10 protein-coding genes, 2 tRNA genes and 3 rRNA genes are annotated in these 16940 nt (G+C 42.9%); 1 reads left to right on the top strand and 14 read right to left on the bottom strand.

All coding sequences use genetic code 11. From position 1 onward, the window contains the following. Positions 1-13: 13 nt before the first annotated feature. Together IQ13_RS19230 and IQ13_RS19235 are read right to left on the bottom strand one after the other, a co-directional pair. Positions 14-736, bottom strand: coding sequence for a glycosyltransferase family 2 protein (locus IQ13_RS19230; protein ID WP_144888302.1), 723 nt, complete (start codon positions 734-736; stop codon positions 14-16). 66 nt (positions 737-802) lie between these two features. Continuing rightward, positions 803-2032 (bottom strand): MFS transporter, encoded by a 1230-nt coding sequence (locus IQ13_RS19235; RefSeq protein WP_144888305.1) that lies wholly within the window; start codon positions 2030-2032, stop codon positions 803-805. A gap of 238 nt (positions 2033-2270) precedes the next feature. Here IQ13_RS19235 and IQ13_RS19240 point away from each other — a divergent pair, with 238 nt between their 5' ends. Beyond that, a complete protein-coding gene (locus tag IQ13_RS19240; RefSeq protein WP_144888307.1) occupies positions 2271-3692 on the top strand; it encodes a Gfo/Idh/MocA family protein in 1422 nt (473 codons plus the stop codon). 85 nt (positions 3693-3777) lie between these two features. Here the strand turns inward: IQ13_RS19240 and IQ13_RS19245 are convergent, their stop codons facing one another. The 12 genes from IQ13_RS19245 to IQ13_RS19300 all read right to left on the bottom strand — a co-directional run bounded on the left by IQ13_RS19245 (position 3778) and on the right by IQ13_RS19300 (position 16590). Next, complete coding sequence (locus IQ13_RS19245) at positions 3778-5145, bottom strand: 3-keto-disaccharide hydrolase (RefSeq protein ID WP_144888309.1); 1368 nt, start codon at positions 5143-5145, stop codon at positions 3778-3780. A gap of 52 nt (positions 5146-5197) precedes the next feature. Beyond that, positions 5198-6196: an FAD:protein FMN transferase gene (locus IQ13_RS19250; RefSeq protein WP_144888311.1), complete on the bottom strand. Its 999-nt coding sequence runs from the start codon at positions 6194-6196 to the stop codon at positions 5198-5200. A 93-nt stretch (positions 6197-6289) separates the two neighbouring features. After that, positions 6290-7525 (bottom strand): DUF418 domain-containing protein, encoded by a 1236-nt coding sequence (locus IQ13_RS19255; RefSeq protein WP_144888313.1) that lies wholly within the window; start codon positions 7523-7525, stop codon positions 6290-6292. 7 nt (positions 7526-7532) lie between these two features. Continuing rightward, positions 7533-8390 carry an amidohydrolase family protein gene (locus IQ13_RS19260; protein ID WP_144888315.1) on the bottom strand — a complete coding sequence of 286 codons (858 nt, stop codon included), beginning with the start codon at positions 8388-8390 and terminating at the stop codon, positions 7533-7535. Next, a complete protein-coding gene (locus IQ13_RS19265; protein ID WP_144888317.1) occupies positions 8387-9445 on the bottom strand; it encodes an alpha/beta hydrolase in 1059 nt (352 codons plus the stop codon). The genes IQ13_RS19260 and IQ13_RS19265 overlap by 4 nt, the downstream gene beginning before the upstream one ends. 17 nt (positions 9446-9462) lie before the next feature. Beyond that, positions 9463-10194, bottom strand: coding sequence for a hypothetical protein (locus tag IQ13_RS19270; RefSeq protein ID WP_144888319.1), 732 nt, complete (start codon positions 10192-10194; stop codon positions 9463-9465). 29 nt (positions 10195-10223) lie between these two features. Continuing rightward, positions 10224-11174 carry a PIG-L deacetylase family protein gene (locus IQ13_RS19275; RefSeq protein ID WP_144888321.1) on the bottom strand — a complete coding sequence of 317 codons (951 nt, stop codon included), beginning with the start codon at positions 11172-11174 and terminating at the stop codon, positions 10224-10226. 391 nt (positions 11175-11565) lie between these two features. Then, positions 11566-11677, bottom strand: a 5S ribosomal RNA gene (gene rrf / locus IQ13_RS19280). 56 nt (positions 11678-11733) lie between these two features. Further along, positions 11734-14609, bottom strand: a 23S ribosomal RNA gene (locus IQ13_RS19285). Positions 14610-14781: 172 nt separating this feature from the next. Beyond that, positions 14782-14855: transfer RNA gene (locus IQ13_RS19290), tRNA-Ala, on the bottom strand. Between the two features lie 11 nt (positions 14856-14866). Further along, positions 14867-14941: transfer RNA gene (locus IQ13_RS19295), tRNA-Ile, on the bottom strand. A gap of 118 nt (positions 14942-15059) precedes the next feature. After that, positions 15060-16590: ribosomal RNA gene (locus IQ13_RS19300) — 16S ribosomal RNA — on the bottom strand. Together the 16S, 23S and 5S rRNA genes with 2 tRNA genes alongside form the textbook arrangement of a ribosomal RNA operon. Positions 16591-16940 lie beyond the last annotated feature (350 nt).

Consider the following 16940-nt stretch of genomic DNA (forward strand, 5'->3'; position numbering starts at 1 on the left):
CTCTGCCTGAAATTTATCGAAACAAATTATACTTGAGGATACAGTAAATAGCACGAAAACCATCTTTCCAGTTGATCTTCTTTCCTTCGGCATAGGTTCTTCCGTAATAAGAAATACCCACCTCGTAAATACGGATATCAGGCTGGCGTGAAATCTTCGCCGTTACTTCCGGTTCAAAACCAAAACGTGTTTCTTTCAAATCGAGCCGCTGAATAATTTCCCTGCGAAAAAGTTTATAACAGGTTTCCATATCTGTTAAGTTCAGATTGGTAAACATGTTCGATAATGTAGTGAGCACTTTATTACCGATGCTGTGCCAGAAGAATAAAATGCGATGCGCATTGCCACCCATAAACCGTGAACCATATACCACATCTGCAAATCCATCCAGCACAGGTTTCAGAAGCACATTGTATTCCTGCGGATCGTATTCCAGGTCGGCATCCTGAATAATTACTAAATCACCTGTAGCCTGTTTAATACCGGTATGTAATGCTGCTCCTTTCCCTTTATTGATTTCGTGGTTGTACAGCACAATTGGTAAGGCTGAGTTTTGCATATACCGTTCAATCGCTTCTTTGGTATCATCCTTACTACAGTCATTTACAATAATCACCTCTTTTTGAATATTGTTCAGCAGTTGTACATCCGTGATCTTATCAAGAATACGGTGAATTGTTTTCCCTTCATTGTAGGCCGGAATAACAATTGAAAGCTTAGTGATCGGTTGATTCATGAAATGCTGTTCGGGTTGAAGCTGCAAGTTTACGAAGAATCGGCAAGAGCAGCTGCATTCTGTTTGCTACTGTTTTTTAGCTTGTGTTGAAAAGGCAGGCTGGTTGGTCATTTTATAAAACAGCCGTCTTGCCAGGAAGAAGCAAACCACCAGCACCACGATACTTAAGTAGCCCAGCCAGTTGTAGTGTTGAATTTTTCCATCCTCTCCTTTTATTACAATCATACCCGCAATAAACGAAGCTGCTGCTGTACCTAATTGCTGCACGCTGCTGTTAAAGCTCATAAAACTGCCCCGGTGTTGTGGTGTAACCACATTGCTGATCATTGCCTGCGCAGCCACACTCCGCCCCGTTGCCAACACAAACCAAACGGCAAACAAACTCAGCATAAGTGCAATATGTACAGGTGGCAGATTGGTAATGACCCAAACAAACAATAAGGAAAGTAATACAGAAACTGAAAACACCGGTAGTTTACCATACCTGTCGGATATCTTACCCAAAATATTGGCGGCGAAGAAAGATGAAATACCTCCAACAAGATAAATCATGGGCGTTACGGTTTTAGAATAACCATTATTAAACTCCATGTACGGATTAATGAAAGGAATGATCAGAAAATGCCCCATCATCATTAAAAATGAAAACAACAACGCCAATCGTTGTGTTGGATTTTCAACCACAACCTGCAGTACTTCAAACTTATTATGATCAGCTTCTTTTTCCTTAATGTGTCCGCTCATGGAGGGAAGATATTTCGATACCAACGGAATAATAACAACGCCTACAATTCCCACAAACAAAAACGGTGCATGCCAGCTGATGATGTTAGCGAGGTATAACGAAAACGGAACGCCGAATGTAGATGCTACTGCAAAGGCACTCATAATAGCGCCCATGGCCGCCCCTCTGCGTTCGTATGGAATAATATCGGCCACGATGGATAATACCTGCGCCCCAATTAAACCACCGAACATGCCTGCTAGTATACGAGCTGCCAGCAACAGCTCAAACGTTGGAGCAATACCGCAGGCAATAGTGCCCAGCAAAAAACCGGTATAACCGTACAGTAATACTTTTTTACGATCGTAATTGTTTACAAAAAAAGCAGCAGTAAAGCCGGAAACACCTGCTGTTAGCGTGTACGCTCCTACCAGGAACGTAAACTGCTGAGGCGATATTTTAAAGTAGGGCATCAGGTAATTACCCAACGGCATCATGATCATAAAATCAAGGATGTGGGTAAAGTTGATAGCAGCCAGCAACGCAATAATCAGTCGTTCATTTTTACTCATACTCTTCAATCTTTTAAAATCCGGTTGCAGAGGGTAAAGGCTTTCCCGGTGGTTGGTGCAGTGCAGGCTTGTTCCGGGCAAGCAGCAAATTTACGACAAGACGAATGAACAGAAGATTATCCTTTACAGCAACGGTAAAAACCATGCGCAACCGAATACCTGTTCGTAATAAGCAACTGCATTAATACTTATCTTTAAACACACTTAATTCTTGTCATAACAAAAACAATCGAAACGCATGTCCGGCAACAATTATTCAAGAAGAAAATTTTTACAGCAGGCCCTGCTTGCCTCTGCTGCAGCCGCCACCCCCGGCTTATTACTTGCAAATGGAAGAAGCTTTGGAACAAAAGCTGGCGACAAAGTAAACCTTGCCTGTATTGGTATTGGTAACCGTGGTGCAGAAATTATCCAGGAACTGTATAAAACAGGTCTGGCAAACATTGTGGCGCTTTGCGATGTGGATATGGAAGCTCCGCATACACAAAACATCATTAAGCAATTTCCGAATGTGCCACGCTTTAAAGACTTCCGCCAGATGTTTGATAAGATGGGCAACCAGATTGAAGCGGTGTCGATTGGCGTACCCGACTTTGCGCACTTCCCCATTACCATGATGGCTATTAGCCTGGGTAAGCATGTGTATGTAGAAAAGCCGATGGCTCGCACTTTCCAGGAAGTAGAATTGATGATGAAAGCCGCTGCCAAGCATCCGAAAGTAGTTACGCAAATGGGTAACCAGGGACATTCGGAAGCAAATTATTTCCAGTTTAAAGCATGGAAAGAAGCAGGCATCATTAAAGATGTAACAGCAATTACTGCACACATGAACTCTGCACGCCGCTGGCATGGATGGAATCCGAAGATTACTTCATTTCCTGCAGCAGAACCCATTCCATCAACTCTCGATTGGGATGTTTGGCAAATGCAAACACAGGGACATTCGTACAACAAAGATTTTGTAAACGGACAATGGCGTTGCTGGTTCGATTTTGGTATGGGTGCCTTGGGCGATTGGGGTGCACATATACTTGATACTGCACATGAGTTCCTTGATCTTGGTTTGCCGTACGAAGTTGATCCGATCAGGTTAGATGGACATAATAATTTCTTCTACCCCATGTCAACTACTCTTTCATTCAAGTTTCCGAAACGTGGTAACATGCCGCCTGTAGAAGTGAAATGGTATGATGGCGTTGACAACTTACCTCCTATTCCGGAAGGATATGGTGTACAGGGTTTAGATCCAAGCATTCCGCCGCCAAGTACAGGAGCTATCCAGGCGAAATTGAATCCCGGAAAAATAATTTACAGTAAAGAACTTACGTTCAAAGGTGGTTCGCATGCAAGTACATTGTCGATCATTCCTGAAGCAAAAGCAAAAGACATGGCATCGAAGCTGCCGGAAGTTCCAAAGAGTCCATCCAATCACTTCGCCAACTTTTTAAAAGCATGTAAGGGAGAAGAAAAAACACGTTCACCGTTTTCGATAGCTGGTCCGTTAAGCCAGGTGTTTTGCTTAGGTGTATTGGCGCAATGGACTGGTGAGAAAATTGTATTTGACAGAAGCAAAAAAATCATCACCAGCAGCAAACGTGCAAACGAATTGTTGATTGGCCCACCGCCACGTAAAGGATGGGAGCAGTACTATAAAGTGTAACACATCGTCTGACGAGTACATAACAAAGAAGCCAACTGTAATCAGTTGGCTTCTTTGTTTATAGGATGAACAAACTCATCACTTATCATTTCAGTTCCCTTATTTTAATACTTCTGAACCAAACTTCGTTACCGTGATCCTGCAATAAAATATGTCCCTTTGCTGCTTCACCAAAGTTGGGCCATACTTTGTATTTGCTGATGGCAACTAAATCACGAAACGCCTGCGAACCACGATCGTATTCCAGCACTTTAATACCATTGAGATAATGCTCAACATGATTGTTGGGATAAACAATGATGCGTGCAGTATTCCAGTTGCCGGGCTGGCGGATGAAGCGTGCAGTTTTCTGTGCTTTGATAAGATCGTACAATGAAGCCAAGGTACGGTTACCATCACGTCCGGCTTTTGCATCGGGGTGCAGTGTATCATCGAGCAGTTGATATTCTAAACCAATTGCCGAGCCGCTGCTTTTTTCGTTAAGTGTAACAAAATATTTCACGCCGCTGTTAGCACCTTTGGTTAATTTAAAATCGAACGAAAGCTCAAATGCACTGTATTGTTCTTTGGTAACAATATCACCACCGTTGGTTGATTCGCCACCTGTTGATGGTAATACTTTTAATACACCATCTTTCACTTCCCATCCTTTTTCAGGAAAAGTAGTTTTGTTAGCACCAACCCAACCGTTCGTTGTTTTTCCATCAAACAATAATTTCCAGCCATTTTGTTTTTCGTATGCCGTTAATTCGTTTGGTTGCAGGTTCGCTACATAAACTCCTTTTGGAAAAGCTTTTGCCTGGATACCTTTTGTTTGAATGCGGATATTTTTCCAATACACTTTTACACCTGCATGTTCAGGTTTACCAATTGAATGTACCTGCAAAGCAAGAATACCTTCGTTGGTTGTTAATGTATCAACCACATAAGAAACGGCAACACCATCTAACCAGGTTTTTACCGCATTACCAATACACTCAATTCTGATTTTGTGATAAACGTTTGGAGAAAAAAAGAGTTGTCCTTTCGGATTATGCGAAACAGGGTATAACCATTCTCTTCTTCCTTCATCATAAATACCACCACTCCATTTGCGTGAAGAAGGATCAAAGTCGAATTGATAACCGTAGATGCGTCCTTTACCATTGCTTGCTTTCGGATCGAAGTTGCTTTTGAACTGCACGCCGGAGTTAGTAGTTGTATCCGTCATCATTGCTTCCAGCTCCAATACAAAATCGCCGCTGAAGCGTTGCTCACTTGCTAAAAAAGAATTAGGCGAGCCGGGCACTGTTGTACCAACAATTTGCCCGTTCTCTACTGTATAAGGAGCAGAGCCCGTCATCTGTTTCCAGCCGTTAAGTGTTTTGCCATCAAATAAAGATTGCCAGTTGTTGCTTTGCGAAGAAGCACTGAGTGCAAAAAGAATGAAAGCGATCGTTACTAATTGTTTCATAAATGCTGATTGCTGTGTATTGTAATTGAATGTTTGCTTGCAGTGGTCTAAGTTACAGACTAAATAGTTTTAAAAATCCCGCACTTGCAGTATCTGCAATTTCTCCGTTATTTTTCCTGTAGATAAAATAAGCCGCAAGATCTTTGCGTTTCTCCACAAAAGCTAACGCCTGTTGCAGTCCCATTAACATAAATGCATTATCGTAAGCGTCCGCCGTCATAGCATCTTTTGCATAAACGGTTACACTGATGAGTTCGTTCTGTTGCGGATAACCAGTTCTAGGATTGATAATGTGCGTGATCTTTTGACCTTTTGTTTCATGATAACGCCGGTAACTGCCCGATGTAGTAATAGCACCCTCATCGATTGTTACAATTTTTTGTAACGGATGTTCATCAAATAAACCCAACGCCGGCGATTCAATACCAATCTTCATCTTTTCATTCGAAGGTTGTTTTCTTCCTTTTACTCTTATTTCACCACCAATTTCAACAAGGTAATGATGAATATTTTTTGATTCAAGAAAAGCAGCAAGTACATCAACTGAATAACCTTGTGCAATACCGTTGAGATCAATTTTAATGCAAGGCTTTTGTTTGTACAGGTAATTGCCTTTCAAATACAGCCACTTACTGTTTACACAAGATTGCAACGAATGCACTGTTGACGAATCCGGAATGCTATTCATTTTTTTAACAGCAAAGCCCCATGCTTCCACCAATGGAAAAACCGTTGCATCGAACAATCCATTTGTACTCTTATACGTTGCGAGTGAAGCCTTGATTACCTTTAATAAATGCCGATCGAGTGCTAATCCTTTTGCAGACTGGTTGAATTGATTGATAAGTGAATTTGGTTGATAAAGTGAAAGTGATTGATCAAGCGATTTCAAAATACTGTCAACTTGTTGCTGTGTTACAGAGCTGTCGTTTGCATAATACACAACCGCATACGTGGTGCCTTGCGCAAGACCGGTAATGCTGTAACGTTTCCATTCATTTTTTGATGAACCTGCTGTAAACAATAAACACAAAAGAACAAGAAAGCGCATGAAACAAATGTACAAAGGCCGGGCTCTTGATTCTGCAGTTTGCGCAATCGATTTCTTTTAAATCATCAAACTGCACCTGCTTCAATTGATAGTTTATTTTTTGATGGGTAATCTTTTGCCGTAGGTAAGTTGCCTCCAAATCCATTCCAGTGGCCCGTACTGAAAATATTTGAACCACCAAAAGCTGTACAACACCTGCAACGTATAAACGGCAATGCCGATTGGCATAAACAAAGCGGGCCCGATATTTCCGCCAAAACCTAAACCAACACCGTAATACAGTACTATACCAATAACTGTTTGCATTAAATAATTCGTGAGCGCCATACGCCCCATGGGTGCAAGTATTTTCAAGCGACTGTTACCTTTTGCGTTCATCCAATGCAAACAAACAGCAGATGTGTATGCAAGTGAAAGCGGAACTACACTGATTGCATAAAAGAAAGTATTTGCCAAACCTACAGGCGAAGGGATATGCTTTTGAAAAATTTCAAAATAAGTACAAGCTGCAGCTGCAGGCACGCCAATAACAAATCCCCACAAACGAAGTTGTTTAAACACCACGCTATAGTTTTCAAGATGCAGATGCATCAGCTTTCTTCCTGCATATAGTCCAAATAAAAACATGCCCAACACTTTCGGAATACGATTGGTATCGAGCAGGTACGACCAGCGATATGCCCAACCGGAAGCCTGCCAGTTGCGCCATTCCTGCCAGCCACTTCCTTCCTTAAACAAGTAAGTACTAAAGCTGCTGTCTGTTGGTATACCTGTTGCTTTATCGCTGGCGAATGCAATAGCTTCAAAAAATTTCCCCGGTTTTACCTGCAGCAAAACATACACACAATCAAAAATAAGCGGAGACAAAATCAATGCTCCTGCAGTTAGTAACAACTTCCTGTCGCTCATTTTTCTGAACAAAGGCAGCAACATTCCAACCAAAGCATAAAGAAAAAGAATGTCGCCTTCCCAAATCAAAAACAGGTGAACAGCACCAATCAACAGCAGCACAAACAATCTTCTGTAAAAAACTTTTAACGGATTGATTCCTTTCGCTTCATTCCGAAGCATGATGATGGCAAAGCCAATACCAAATAACAAAGAAAAAAGACTGTAAAACTTTCCATGAATAAACGTCTGCTCAGCTAAAGCAACAATACCATCTGCCGGCCATGTAGCCAATGCTTCGTGTTGCGCTTGTGTTGTATAACCCCAGCCAGTAAAGCCAAACAGATTATCAAGCATTACACCAAGCAAAGCAAAACCACGAAGCACATCAAGAATGTCGGCACGTTCATTTTGTAAAACAGGTGTTGCAGATCTTTGCATAACAGATTTATTTGTTGAAAAATTTCATTGCGTTTTGGTTGAATATTTTTTCTTTCTGTTTTGCAGAAAGAAAATCCAGTTGTTCTACTGCCACAATACATTTTTTAATATCTGCATTATCAGATCCGAACATCAACCTGTCTTCCAATCCTGCATCAACAAATTCTTTCACTACAGTTGCAAAATCTTTTGCAGGAATAATATTCGGATTATTCAACACGGAAATATCTGCGTACAGCCCGGGATAAGTTTTCATCATTTCAATACACTCTTTTACAAACGGCCCGCCACCATGCATGAACCATACACGCAACTTTGGAAACTTAGTAAGTACTTCTTTCAGTAAAAGTGGATTCCCCATCTCTTCTTTAAAGTTAGGGCAGCCATGATCAGGTCCGGCAGAACCGGTGTGAAGGCCAACCGGCAGATTATATTTTTCTGCTAATGCGTAATAAGGATACATCAACGAATCGGATGATGAGATGCCATGATATTGGCTAAGTACTTCACCAATAAAATCAATCTTCTTTTCTTTGATCTGCTGTTCAACCCAGTTTACATCGGGCCACTCCCTCCCATCTTCAAAACATTGTTGCAGACTGTAAGGCACTTTACCATTCGGGCAAGGCACGAATAATCCTTGCAACACAGTTAAGTCTTTGTTGCTTTGATAAGTTTGCTGTTGTGCCCACGATGTGCTTACGGCAATTGTACTTACTCCGTTTGCCGCAAGATTGCTGAGTTGCTTTTCAGGAGCAGCATCGCCATGCAGGTGTACATCGAAAACCGAAAATCTATTTACATTATTTGTACAGGCTGAAAGCATGATAGCCAGTGCAATACCCGATGTTAAACATTTACTCATCGTAGATATTTATCAAAAAAAGGAAGTAATTCGTTGAAGATGCGTCCATCAAAACCGCCCAGTATATTTCCGTGGTCACCAATATATTCTTCAGCAAAATGGTTAATACGATAGGCTTCCAGTTTCTTGCTGAATTGCAGACTAGTAAAAGGGATGTGTGAAAAGTCTTCATTACGTCCCCAATCTAATTTTAAAGCGGTAAGGCTTCGTAACTGCGGCAGATAATGATCGATCATATGAAAAGGAAATTGCTTTTCCCATTCATTGATCACTGCCGGATGATACACAGCACTGTCGCCAACATATGTAACAGGCAGGTTAGCAAGCAACCCTTTATTTGAAACATCAGGAGAATAGACTCTTGCCATTGCTGTAAGCACAGCTGCAAAAAATGCATCGAAATCATTTGATTCATTCAGCCCTTTTACAATGGATTCAATATTATTCAACTTGCTGATGCGTTTAAAGCCACGACTTGCAAGCGAAAAATCGCCATGCCAATCCAGTACTGCCGGACTAAGTGCATACACTGCACTGAATATGTCTGCAAATTGCATCCCTAACTTCAACGCACCATTGCCACCCATTGAATGTCCGCAAAGTCCACGGCTTCTTCTGTCTGGTATTGTTCTGAAATTTTTATCTATATACTGTACTACATCTTTTGCAATATAATCGGCCCAGTTACCGGTAACAGATGAGTTGGTATAAAAACTTCCTTGCAGTTTTGTATTGCTGTTTGGCGCCACTACAATCATCGGGCGCATCTTCCCGGTTTTAATGGCTTCGTCTAATAATTCTTTGAAATTGAACCATACACTCATCATTAAACTATCGGTTCCTCCATAACCATGAAGTACATAAATAACCGGATAACATTGCGTTGAGGTTTCGTAATCGGGAGGAAGATAAATGGATAGTCTTCGGTTAGCATCTTCTCCTCCTTTATTATTTTGGATTGAAGCAGCAACAAAATTTTGCGTAATCACTTTTCCCTGGCTGTATGTTACGACAGATAAAAAAAGAATACACAAAACGGTAAGTAAATTTTTCATACGCACATATTTGCTGTTTATCCTTTAATAACTGTAATAAGAAAAGCTTGTACTTCCTTCGATTTCCCTATGGGTTCCAGGAAAAAATTAACGATGTTTACAGCCACTGCCAACCATGTTGCAGGATGTTTTAGTTTATTGTATTTCCATGCGCCTGCAAGTAGCATAGCGAGTATAAGCAATACTGACATGTGAAGCGAAGGCATGATATCTATATTTGGCCACTGTTTTATTTGCATACCTACATGCACATTTTGTATACCACGGCCCAATGCCGGCATCATGATAATAAATACGGTTGATATAAGCCACCATGCATGGTTTTCTAATTGTTTACGATGAACAATACTTTTGATAACTGCATACCCAAATGCAAGCATCATTACAATTTCCACAGCTGCAACGCCATAAAAAAACCAAGGTTCAAAAGGGCCAAAACGGTCACGCATTTCAGCCGAACGTTCAGCAGAAACAATATCACGATGCAGCATACTGAAAGCTGTTAGACAAACAGCACCGGCTATGAACATACCAATAATACCGTTGGTACGATGTTTAGGCACCTGCCCATGCGTGGCAAAGTAAGGCTGAAGAATAAGGTATAAATACCAAACTGTGCCTGTCCAGTAATGTACATGCACCGACCATGCATTATCAGAGAAATCGCCCCAGTAATCTCTGAAGATTCCAAGCTGCATAAAGATCATTGGAACGATCATCCACAAATGAAGGGTTTTGTATTTATTCATTTTTAAAAATTTTACTGATGATGCAGGAATTAAAACCTATCCGTCAAACCTTTCTTTACAGCCAGTTGCCGAAAGTGTATAGTATTAGATTTGTCTTCCAATTTTTTCTTACGGTCTTCGGCTAACTCTGCGGGAAGATATTGGGTTACATAACAGGGCATTATCTCAAGTGCTTTATTTTCTTGCTCCTGTGTATAGTTGATTTTTACATTGAAATATTTTTCATTTACATAACCGAGGTCAAATTGCTCGCCTTGTTCTTTCGTCCATGCAACATAATACAATGGATATTTTTCCACCCAGCCTTCTGCCAGCAACAGTTCCGTTACAGCAGCACCACAAACAGTATGTTCTGAATGATGTGTATCGCCGTCGGGCCCAAATGTTAGAATGAAGTCAGGATCAATCCGTACAATTTCATCTTTCAATTTTAGTAGAAACTTTTTGTACTCACCAAAGAATTTACCTGTGCCAATTCTTGTATCCAGTCGATCAATACCAAGAAAGATGGGCTCTGTTATGCCCATAATCTTACAGGCGCATCTTGTCTCATCTTTTCGAAGTGTGCCTAATGAATCGCCAGGAGGAATTTTCGTAACTCGTGTTCTATCCTTTCCATCAGTAGCAATAATAAGTTGAACATTATATCCCAGATCTGCATATTTGATGAGCACTTCAGCAACTGCTGATTCGTCATCGGGATGAGGAAAAATTGCAAGAAGCGTTTTATTTCTGTCTTGTGAATTGTGATCTGAACTGCAGAAAGCAATCAACAAAAAGAATGAAATGATATACTGCATATGATCTACTTTAAAGTTGTTTAATGTCGCACCACAGTTGTTAAATAATAATTCACTTACTTTATATGCAGAAAGATTTGCGAAATTCAAGCCATTACTATTTTGCAATAAGTAAAGGGCCAAACGACCAGAAATATTCCTGTGCAACACTTGCAAACAAAAGATTCCTTCTTGTACCAAATAACAAGTTGAGAGTAAATGAACATCTTACGATATGTATTGTCAGACCGCAATTGATTCCGGAAAAAACGGTTAGAAAAGACCTGCCTGTCATATCCATAGAAAAGTTCAACTACATTATCGAAGAAGTAAAGAGAGTGTAATAAAATAGATGGCCATAGGAGAACAAATGTTCCCGTTCTTAATAAATGCATAAGCAGGTGGTTGGTGCTACGAAATATACAGCACATTCGCTGCAAGTGCAAGTATTTTACTAATATGCCAGTTTGAAGGTAAAGTACCGAACGCCGCATTCAACCAATTTTTAGGGATAGGTTAGCAAGGTCTGTACTGAGGGCTGATATAGGTACATAAAAAAACCCCTTCATGATATTGAAGGGGTTTAGAATAAATATGGCAGCTACCTACTCTCCCGCATTGTAGTGCAGTACCATCGGCCATGAGGGGCTTAACTTCTCTGTTCGGTATGGGAAGAGGTGAACACCCTCGGAAAAACCACCATAAACTCTTAAATAAGATCATATTGGGAAAAGTTGTAATTGCAGTTGGCAATTAAAAAAAATTAAAGCTTACGGGTAATTAGTACTACTCGACTTTACTGTTACCAGTTTTACATCTGTAGCCTATCAACGTCATCGTCTTTGACGGCCCTTAAAAGTAAACTCATCTTGTAGAAGGTTTCACGCTTAGATGCTTTCAGCGTTTATCCTTTCCGTACATAGCTACTCTGCACTGCACCTGGCGGCACAACAGATACACCAGCGGTACGTACGACCCGGTCCTCTCGTACTAAGGTCATGCCTACTCAATTTACTAACGCCCACCACAGATAGGGACCGAACTGTCTTGCGACGTTCTGAACCCAGTTCACGTGCCACTTTAATCGGCGAACAGCCGAACCCTTGGGACCTTCTCCAGCCCCAGGATGTGACGAACCGACATCGAGGTGCCAAACCTCCCCGTCGATATGAGCTCTTGGGGGAGATCAGCCTGTTATCCCCGGAGTACCTTTTATCCTTTGAGCGACGGCCCTTCCATGCAGAACCGCCGGATCACTTTAGCCAGCTTTCGCTCCTGCTCGACCTGTATGTCTCACAGTCAAGCACCCTTATACTAATGCGCTCTACGTACGATTACCAACCGTACTGAGGGTACCTTTGCGAGCCTCCGTTACTTTTTAGGAGGCGACCACCCCAGTCAAACTACCCACCATGCACTGTCACCCGTCAGGGTTTAGATTCTAAATCAAAGAAGGTTGGTATTTCAACGACCGCTCCACAACTGCTGGCGCAGCTGCTTCAAAGCGTCCCAACTATGCTACACATCCGTAATTCAAAATCAATGCAAAGTTGTAGTGAAGGTTCACGGGGTCTTTCCGTCCCGTGGCGGGTAACCGGCATCTTCACCGATACTACAATTTCACCGGGCTCGTGGAGGAGACAGTGTTCAACTCATTAGACCATTCGTGCAGGTCGGAACTTACCCGACAAGGAATTTCGCTACCTTAGGACCGTTATAGTTACGGCCGCCGTTTACTGGGGCTTCAGTCAGAAGCTTTGGCTTGCGCCGAACATCCTTCCTTAACCTTCCAGCACCGGGCAGGTATCAGGCTCTATACGTCATCTTTCGATTTTGCAGGGCCCTGTGTTTTTGCTAAACAGTTGGTTGAACCATTTTACTGAGACCATCCGAAGATGGTACGCTTTATCCCGAAGTTACAGCGTCAATTTGCCTAGTTCCTTCTCCACGGCTCACCCGAGCGCCTGAGAATATTCATCCCGTCCACCTGTGTCGGTTTACGGTACGGGTTGTTTATGCCTAGCCTTAGAGGTTTTTCTCGGAGGTCTGATTAGGATCACTATCCACGCTGCCGAAGCTTTGCGGTACTATCACGTTCGACATCTCTTGCGGATTTACCTGCAAAAAATATATCTACACGCTTTAACCTGGTATTCCGTAACCAGGCGGATCTTTCACTACCCCGTCACCCCATCGAAACATAAACAAGTGTTGGAATATTAACCAACTTGCCATCAGGTGCGCCTTTCGGCTTTCCCTAAGGACCCGACTAACCCTGATCTGATTAACATTGATCAGGAAACCTTGGACTTACGGCGAAGTAGTTTTTCACTACTTTTATCGCTACTCATTCCTACATTTTCTTTTGAAATCGCTCCAGCATCCATCACCAGACACCTTCGCAGCAGATTTCAATGCTCCCCTACCAATTGTACAAGTACAATTTTAGAACTTCGGTTCGTAGTTTGATGCCCGATCATTTTCCGTGCAAGACCTCTCGACCAGTGAGCTGTTACGCACTCTTTAAATGAATTGCTGCTTCCAAGCAAACATCCTGGCTGTTATAGAAGTCTCACCTCGTTTGTTCAACTTAACTACGTATTAGGGACCTTAGTTGCTAATCTGGGTTATTTCCCTCTCGGCCACGGACCTTAGCGCCCGCAGCCTCACTCCCGGAGATATGTATAAGCATTCGGAGTTTGTCAGGGTTTGGTAGGCGGTGAAGCCCCCTAGCCCAATCAGTAGCTCTACCTCTTATACACTTCTTAAATCCGAGGCTGTTCCTAAAAACATTTCGGGGAGAACGAGCTATCTCTCAGTTTGATTGGCCTTTCACCCCTATCCACAGGTCATCCCATAACTTTTCAACGTTAATGAGTTCGGTCCTCCATTCTGTGTTACCAGAACTTCAACCTGCCCATGGATAGATCACAAAGTTTCGCGTCTACCCCCACTGACTAAGCGCCCTGTTCGGACTCGCTTTCGCTTCGGCTCCGTTACTGAAGAACTTAACCTCGCCAGTGAGGAGTAACTCGTAGGATCATTATGCAAAAGGCACGCCGTCATCCATTGCTGGACTCCGACCGCTTGTAGGCGCACGGTTTCAGGTACTATTTCACTCCCCTGTTTCGGGGTACTTTTCACCTTTCCCTTACGGTACTGGTTCACTATCGGTGTCTGAGGAGTATTTAGCCTTACCGGATGGTGCCGGCAGATTCAGGCAGGATTCCTCCGGTCCCGCCTTACTCAGGATACTGCTCGTCCATCTCAATTTCTATCTACAGGGCTATCACCTGCTATGGCCCAACTTTCCAGAAGGTTCAATTTGATGAGATTTTCTAAATGCAGTCCTACAACCCCTAAGCGGCACGCCGCTTAAGTTTGGGCTCTTCCCGTTTCGCTCGCCACTACTCAGGGAATCATTGTTATTTTCTTTTCCTCTCCCTACTTAGATGTTTCAGTTCAGGAGGTTGGCTTCCTTTCGGATAACACACCTTCAGTGTGCTGGGTTGTCCCATTCGGAAATCTTCGGATATAATGCTTGTGTGCAGCTCCCCGAAGCTTATCGCAGCTTACCACGTCCTTCTTCGCCTCTCAGACCCAAGGCATCCACCATGCGCCCTTATTCGCTTTAAAAGAGTTATTATACTTAAATCGCCTTACTAAACAATTACAACTTGTTACATCCCAATATGTCAAAGAACTTTAACCCCCATCCCCTAAAGGGGAGTAAGAATTATGTTTGATAACACGGTTACGAACCGACAGGCCTTAAGCCATTATCAAAGAAGTAAAGAACTAATTTTCGTGGAGGATATCGGAGTCGAACCGATGACCCTCTGCGTGCAAGGCAGATGCTCTAGCCAACTGAGCTAACCCCCCGAGGTTATTTGTAGACCCGCCCAGATTTGAACTGGGGACCCCTACATTATCAGTGTAGTGCTCTAACCAGGCTGAGCTACGGATCTATTTAATCTTTAGCCTAGTGGCCTCAACAATCCATAGCAACTGGCCAACTAACCATTTATAAGAACTTATTTCTTGAAAGTGGAAAAGCAACAGCATGTAAATCTAAGCATGCTCTAAAAAGGAGGTATTCCAGCCGCACCTTCCGGTACGGCTACCTTGTTACGACTTAGCCCCAGTCACTAGTTTTACCCTAGGCGGCTCCTTGCGGTTACCGACTTTAGGTACACCCAGCTTCCATGGCTTGACGGGCGGTGTGTGCAAGGTCCGGGAACGTATTCACCGTATCATTGCTGATATACGATTACTAGTGATTCCAGCTTCATGGAGTCGAGTTGCAGACTCCAATCTGAACTGAGAGAGGGTTTTTGGGATTAGCTCCTTATCGCTAAGTGGCAGCCCTTTGTCCCCCCCATTGTAGCACGTGTGTAGCCCTGGGCATAAAGGCCATGATGACTTGACATCATCCCCTCCTTCCTCACGTCTTACGACGGCAGTTTCTTTAGAGTTCCCAGCATTACCTGATGGCAACTAAAGATAGGGGTTGCGCTCGTTGCGGGACTTAACCCAACACCTCACGGCACGAGCTGACGACAGCCATGCAGCACCTTACTGGCAGTGTATTGCTACAAAACAGGCTTTCACCTGCGGTCTCCCAGCATTCTAGCCCAGGTAAGGTTCCTCGCGTATCATCGAATTAAACCACATGCTCCACCACTTGTGCGGACCCCCGCCAATTCCTTTGAGTTTCAACCTTGCGGTCGTACTTCCCAGGTGGATTACTTAATGCTTTCGCTTAGACACTAACTGTAATATCGCTAATGTCGAGTAATCATCGTTTAGGGCGTGGACTACCAGGGTATCTAATCCTGTTTGATCCCCACGCTTTCGAGCCTCAGTGTCAATGTCTCCGTAGTAAGCTGCCTTCGCAATGGGTGTTCTATGTCATATCTAAGCATTTCACCGCTACATGACATATTCCGCTTACCTCCAGAGAATTCAAGACTAATAGTATCAATGGCAGTTTTCGGGTTAAGCCCAAAGATTTCACCACTGACTTAAAAGCCCACCTACGCTCCCTTTAAACCCAGTGAATCCGGATAACGCTTGCACCCTCCGTATTACCGCGGCTGCTGGCACGGAGTTAGCCGGTGCTTATTCCTCTGGTACCGTCAGTCCCCGTAGAAACAGGGGTTTCGTCCCAAAGAAAAGAAGTTTACAACCCAGAGGGCCTTCATCCTCCACGCGGCATGGCTGGTTCAGACTTGCGTCCATTGACCAATATTCCTTACTGCTGCCTCCCGTAGGAGTCGGGCCCGTGTCTCAGTGCCCGTGTGGCTGATCATGCTCTCACATCAGCTACTGATCGTGGGCTTGGTGGGCCGTTACCCCGCCAACTACCTAATCAGACGCACGCCCATCTTTAACCGCCGGAGCTTTAATATCTAAGTGATGCCACTCAAATATACTATGGGATATTAATCCACCTTTCGGTGGGCTATCTCCCAGTTAAAGGAAGGTTGCGTACGTGTTCCGCACCCGTTTGCCGGTCGCCAGCCCCTGTATTGCTACAAAGCTGCTGCCCCTCGACTTGCATGTATTAAGCCTGCCGCTAGCGTTCATCCTGAGCCAGGATCAAACTCTCCATTGTAAATGAAGTTTGATACTGACTATTAATTCTCAAGAATTAACAGTTCAAAATCGAATTTTATTACGCTTAAAATTTACCCGTTCTATTTTCATAAAACGTTGCTGTTGCTTCCATTCTTTCAAAGATCTTTTGTTTTTCTTTCTACCCGTTTTTCGAACGGAGTGCAAAGGTAAGGGCCTCGCTTATTCTAACCAAACTTTTTTCAATTTATTTTTTAAGATATCTCCTAACTAACTCATTGAATATCACACCCTCTAACCTCATAAAGAACTACCGCTTTTGTCTTGCGGGTTGCAAAGGTAAGGAGTTAACACCTTTCAATCCAAAGCTTTTTAAAAGTATTTTTAAAT

The organism is Lacibacter cauensis (genome assembly GCF_007830055.1).
In the GTDB taxonomy this organism is placed as follows: domain Bacteria; phylum Bacteroidota; class Bacteroidia; order Chitinophagales; family Chitinophagaceae; genus Lacibacter; species Lacibacter cauensis.

What these genes read in the sequence shown, in the direction of transcription:
- IQ13_RS19230 (WP_144888302.1), bottom strand. Translation starts at nt 736, where the DNA reads ATGAATCAACCGATCACTAAGCTTTCAATTGTTATTCCGGCCTACAAT.
- IQ13_RS19235 (WP_144888305.1), bottom strand. Translation starts at nt 2,032, where the DNA reads ATGAGTAAAAATGAACGACTGATTATTGCGTTGCTGGCTGCTATCAAC.
- IQ13_RS19240 (WP_144888307.1), top strand. Translation starts at nt 2,271, where the DNA reads ATGTCCGGCAACAATTATTCAAGAAGAAAATTTTTACAGCAGGCCCTG.
- IQ13_RS19245 (WP_144888309.1), bottom strand. Translation starts at nt 5,145, where the DNA reads ATGAAACAATTAGTAACGATCGCTTTCATTCTTTTTGCACTCAGTGCT.
- IQ13_RS19250 (WP_144888311.1), bottom strand. Translation starts at nt 6,196, where the DNA reads ATGCGCTTTCTTGTTCTTTTGTGTTTATTGTTTACAGCAGGTTCATCA.
- IQ13_RS19255 (WP_144888313.1), bottom strand. Translation starts at nt 7,525, where the DNA reads ATGCAAAGATCTGCAACACCTGTTTTACAAAATGAACGTGCCGACATT.
- IQ13_RS19260 (WP_144888315.1), bottom strand. Translation starts at nt 8,390, where the DNA reads ATGAGTAAATGTTTAACATCGGGTATTGCACTGGCTATCATGCTTTCA.
- IQ13_RS19265 (WP_144888317.1), bottom strand. Translation starts at nt 9,445, where the DNA reads ATGAAAAATTTACTTACCGTTTTGTGTATTCTTTTTTTATCTGTCGTA.
- IQ13_RS19270 (WP_144888319.1), bottom strand. Translation starts at nt 10,194, where the DNA reads ATGAATAAATACAAAACCCTTCATTTGTGGATGATCGTTCCAATGATC.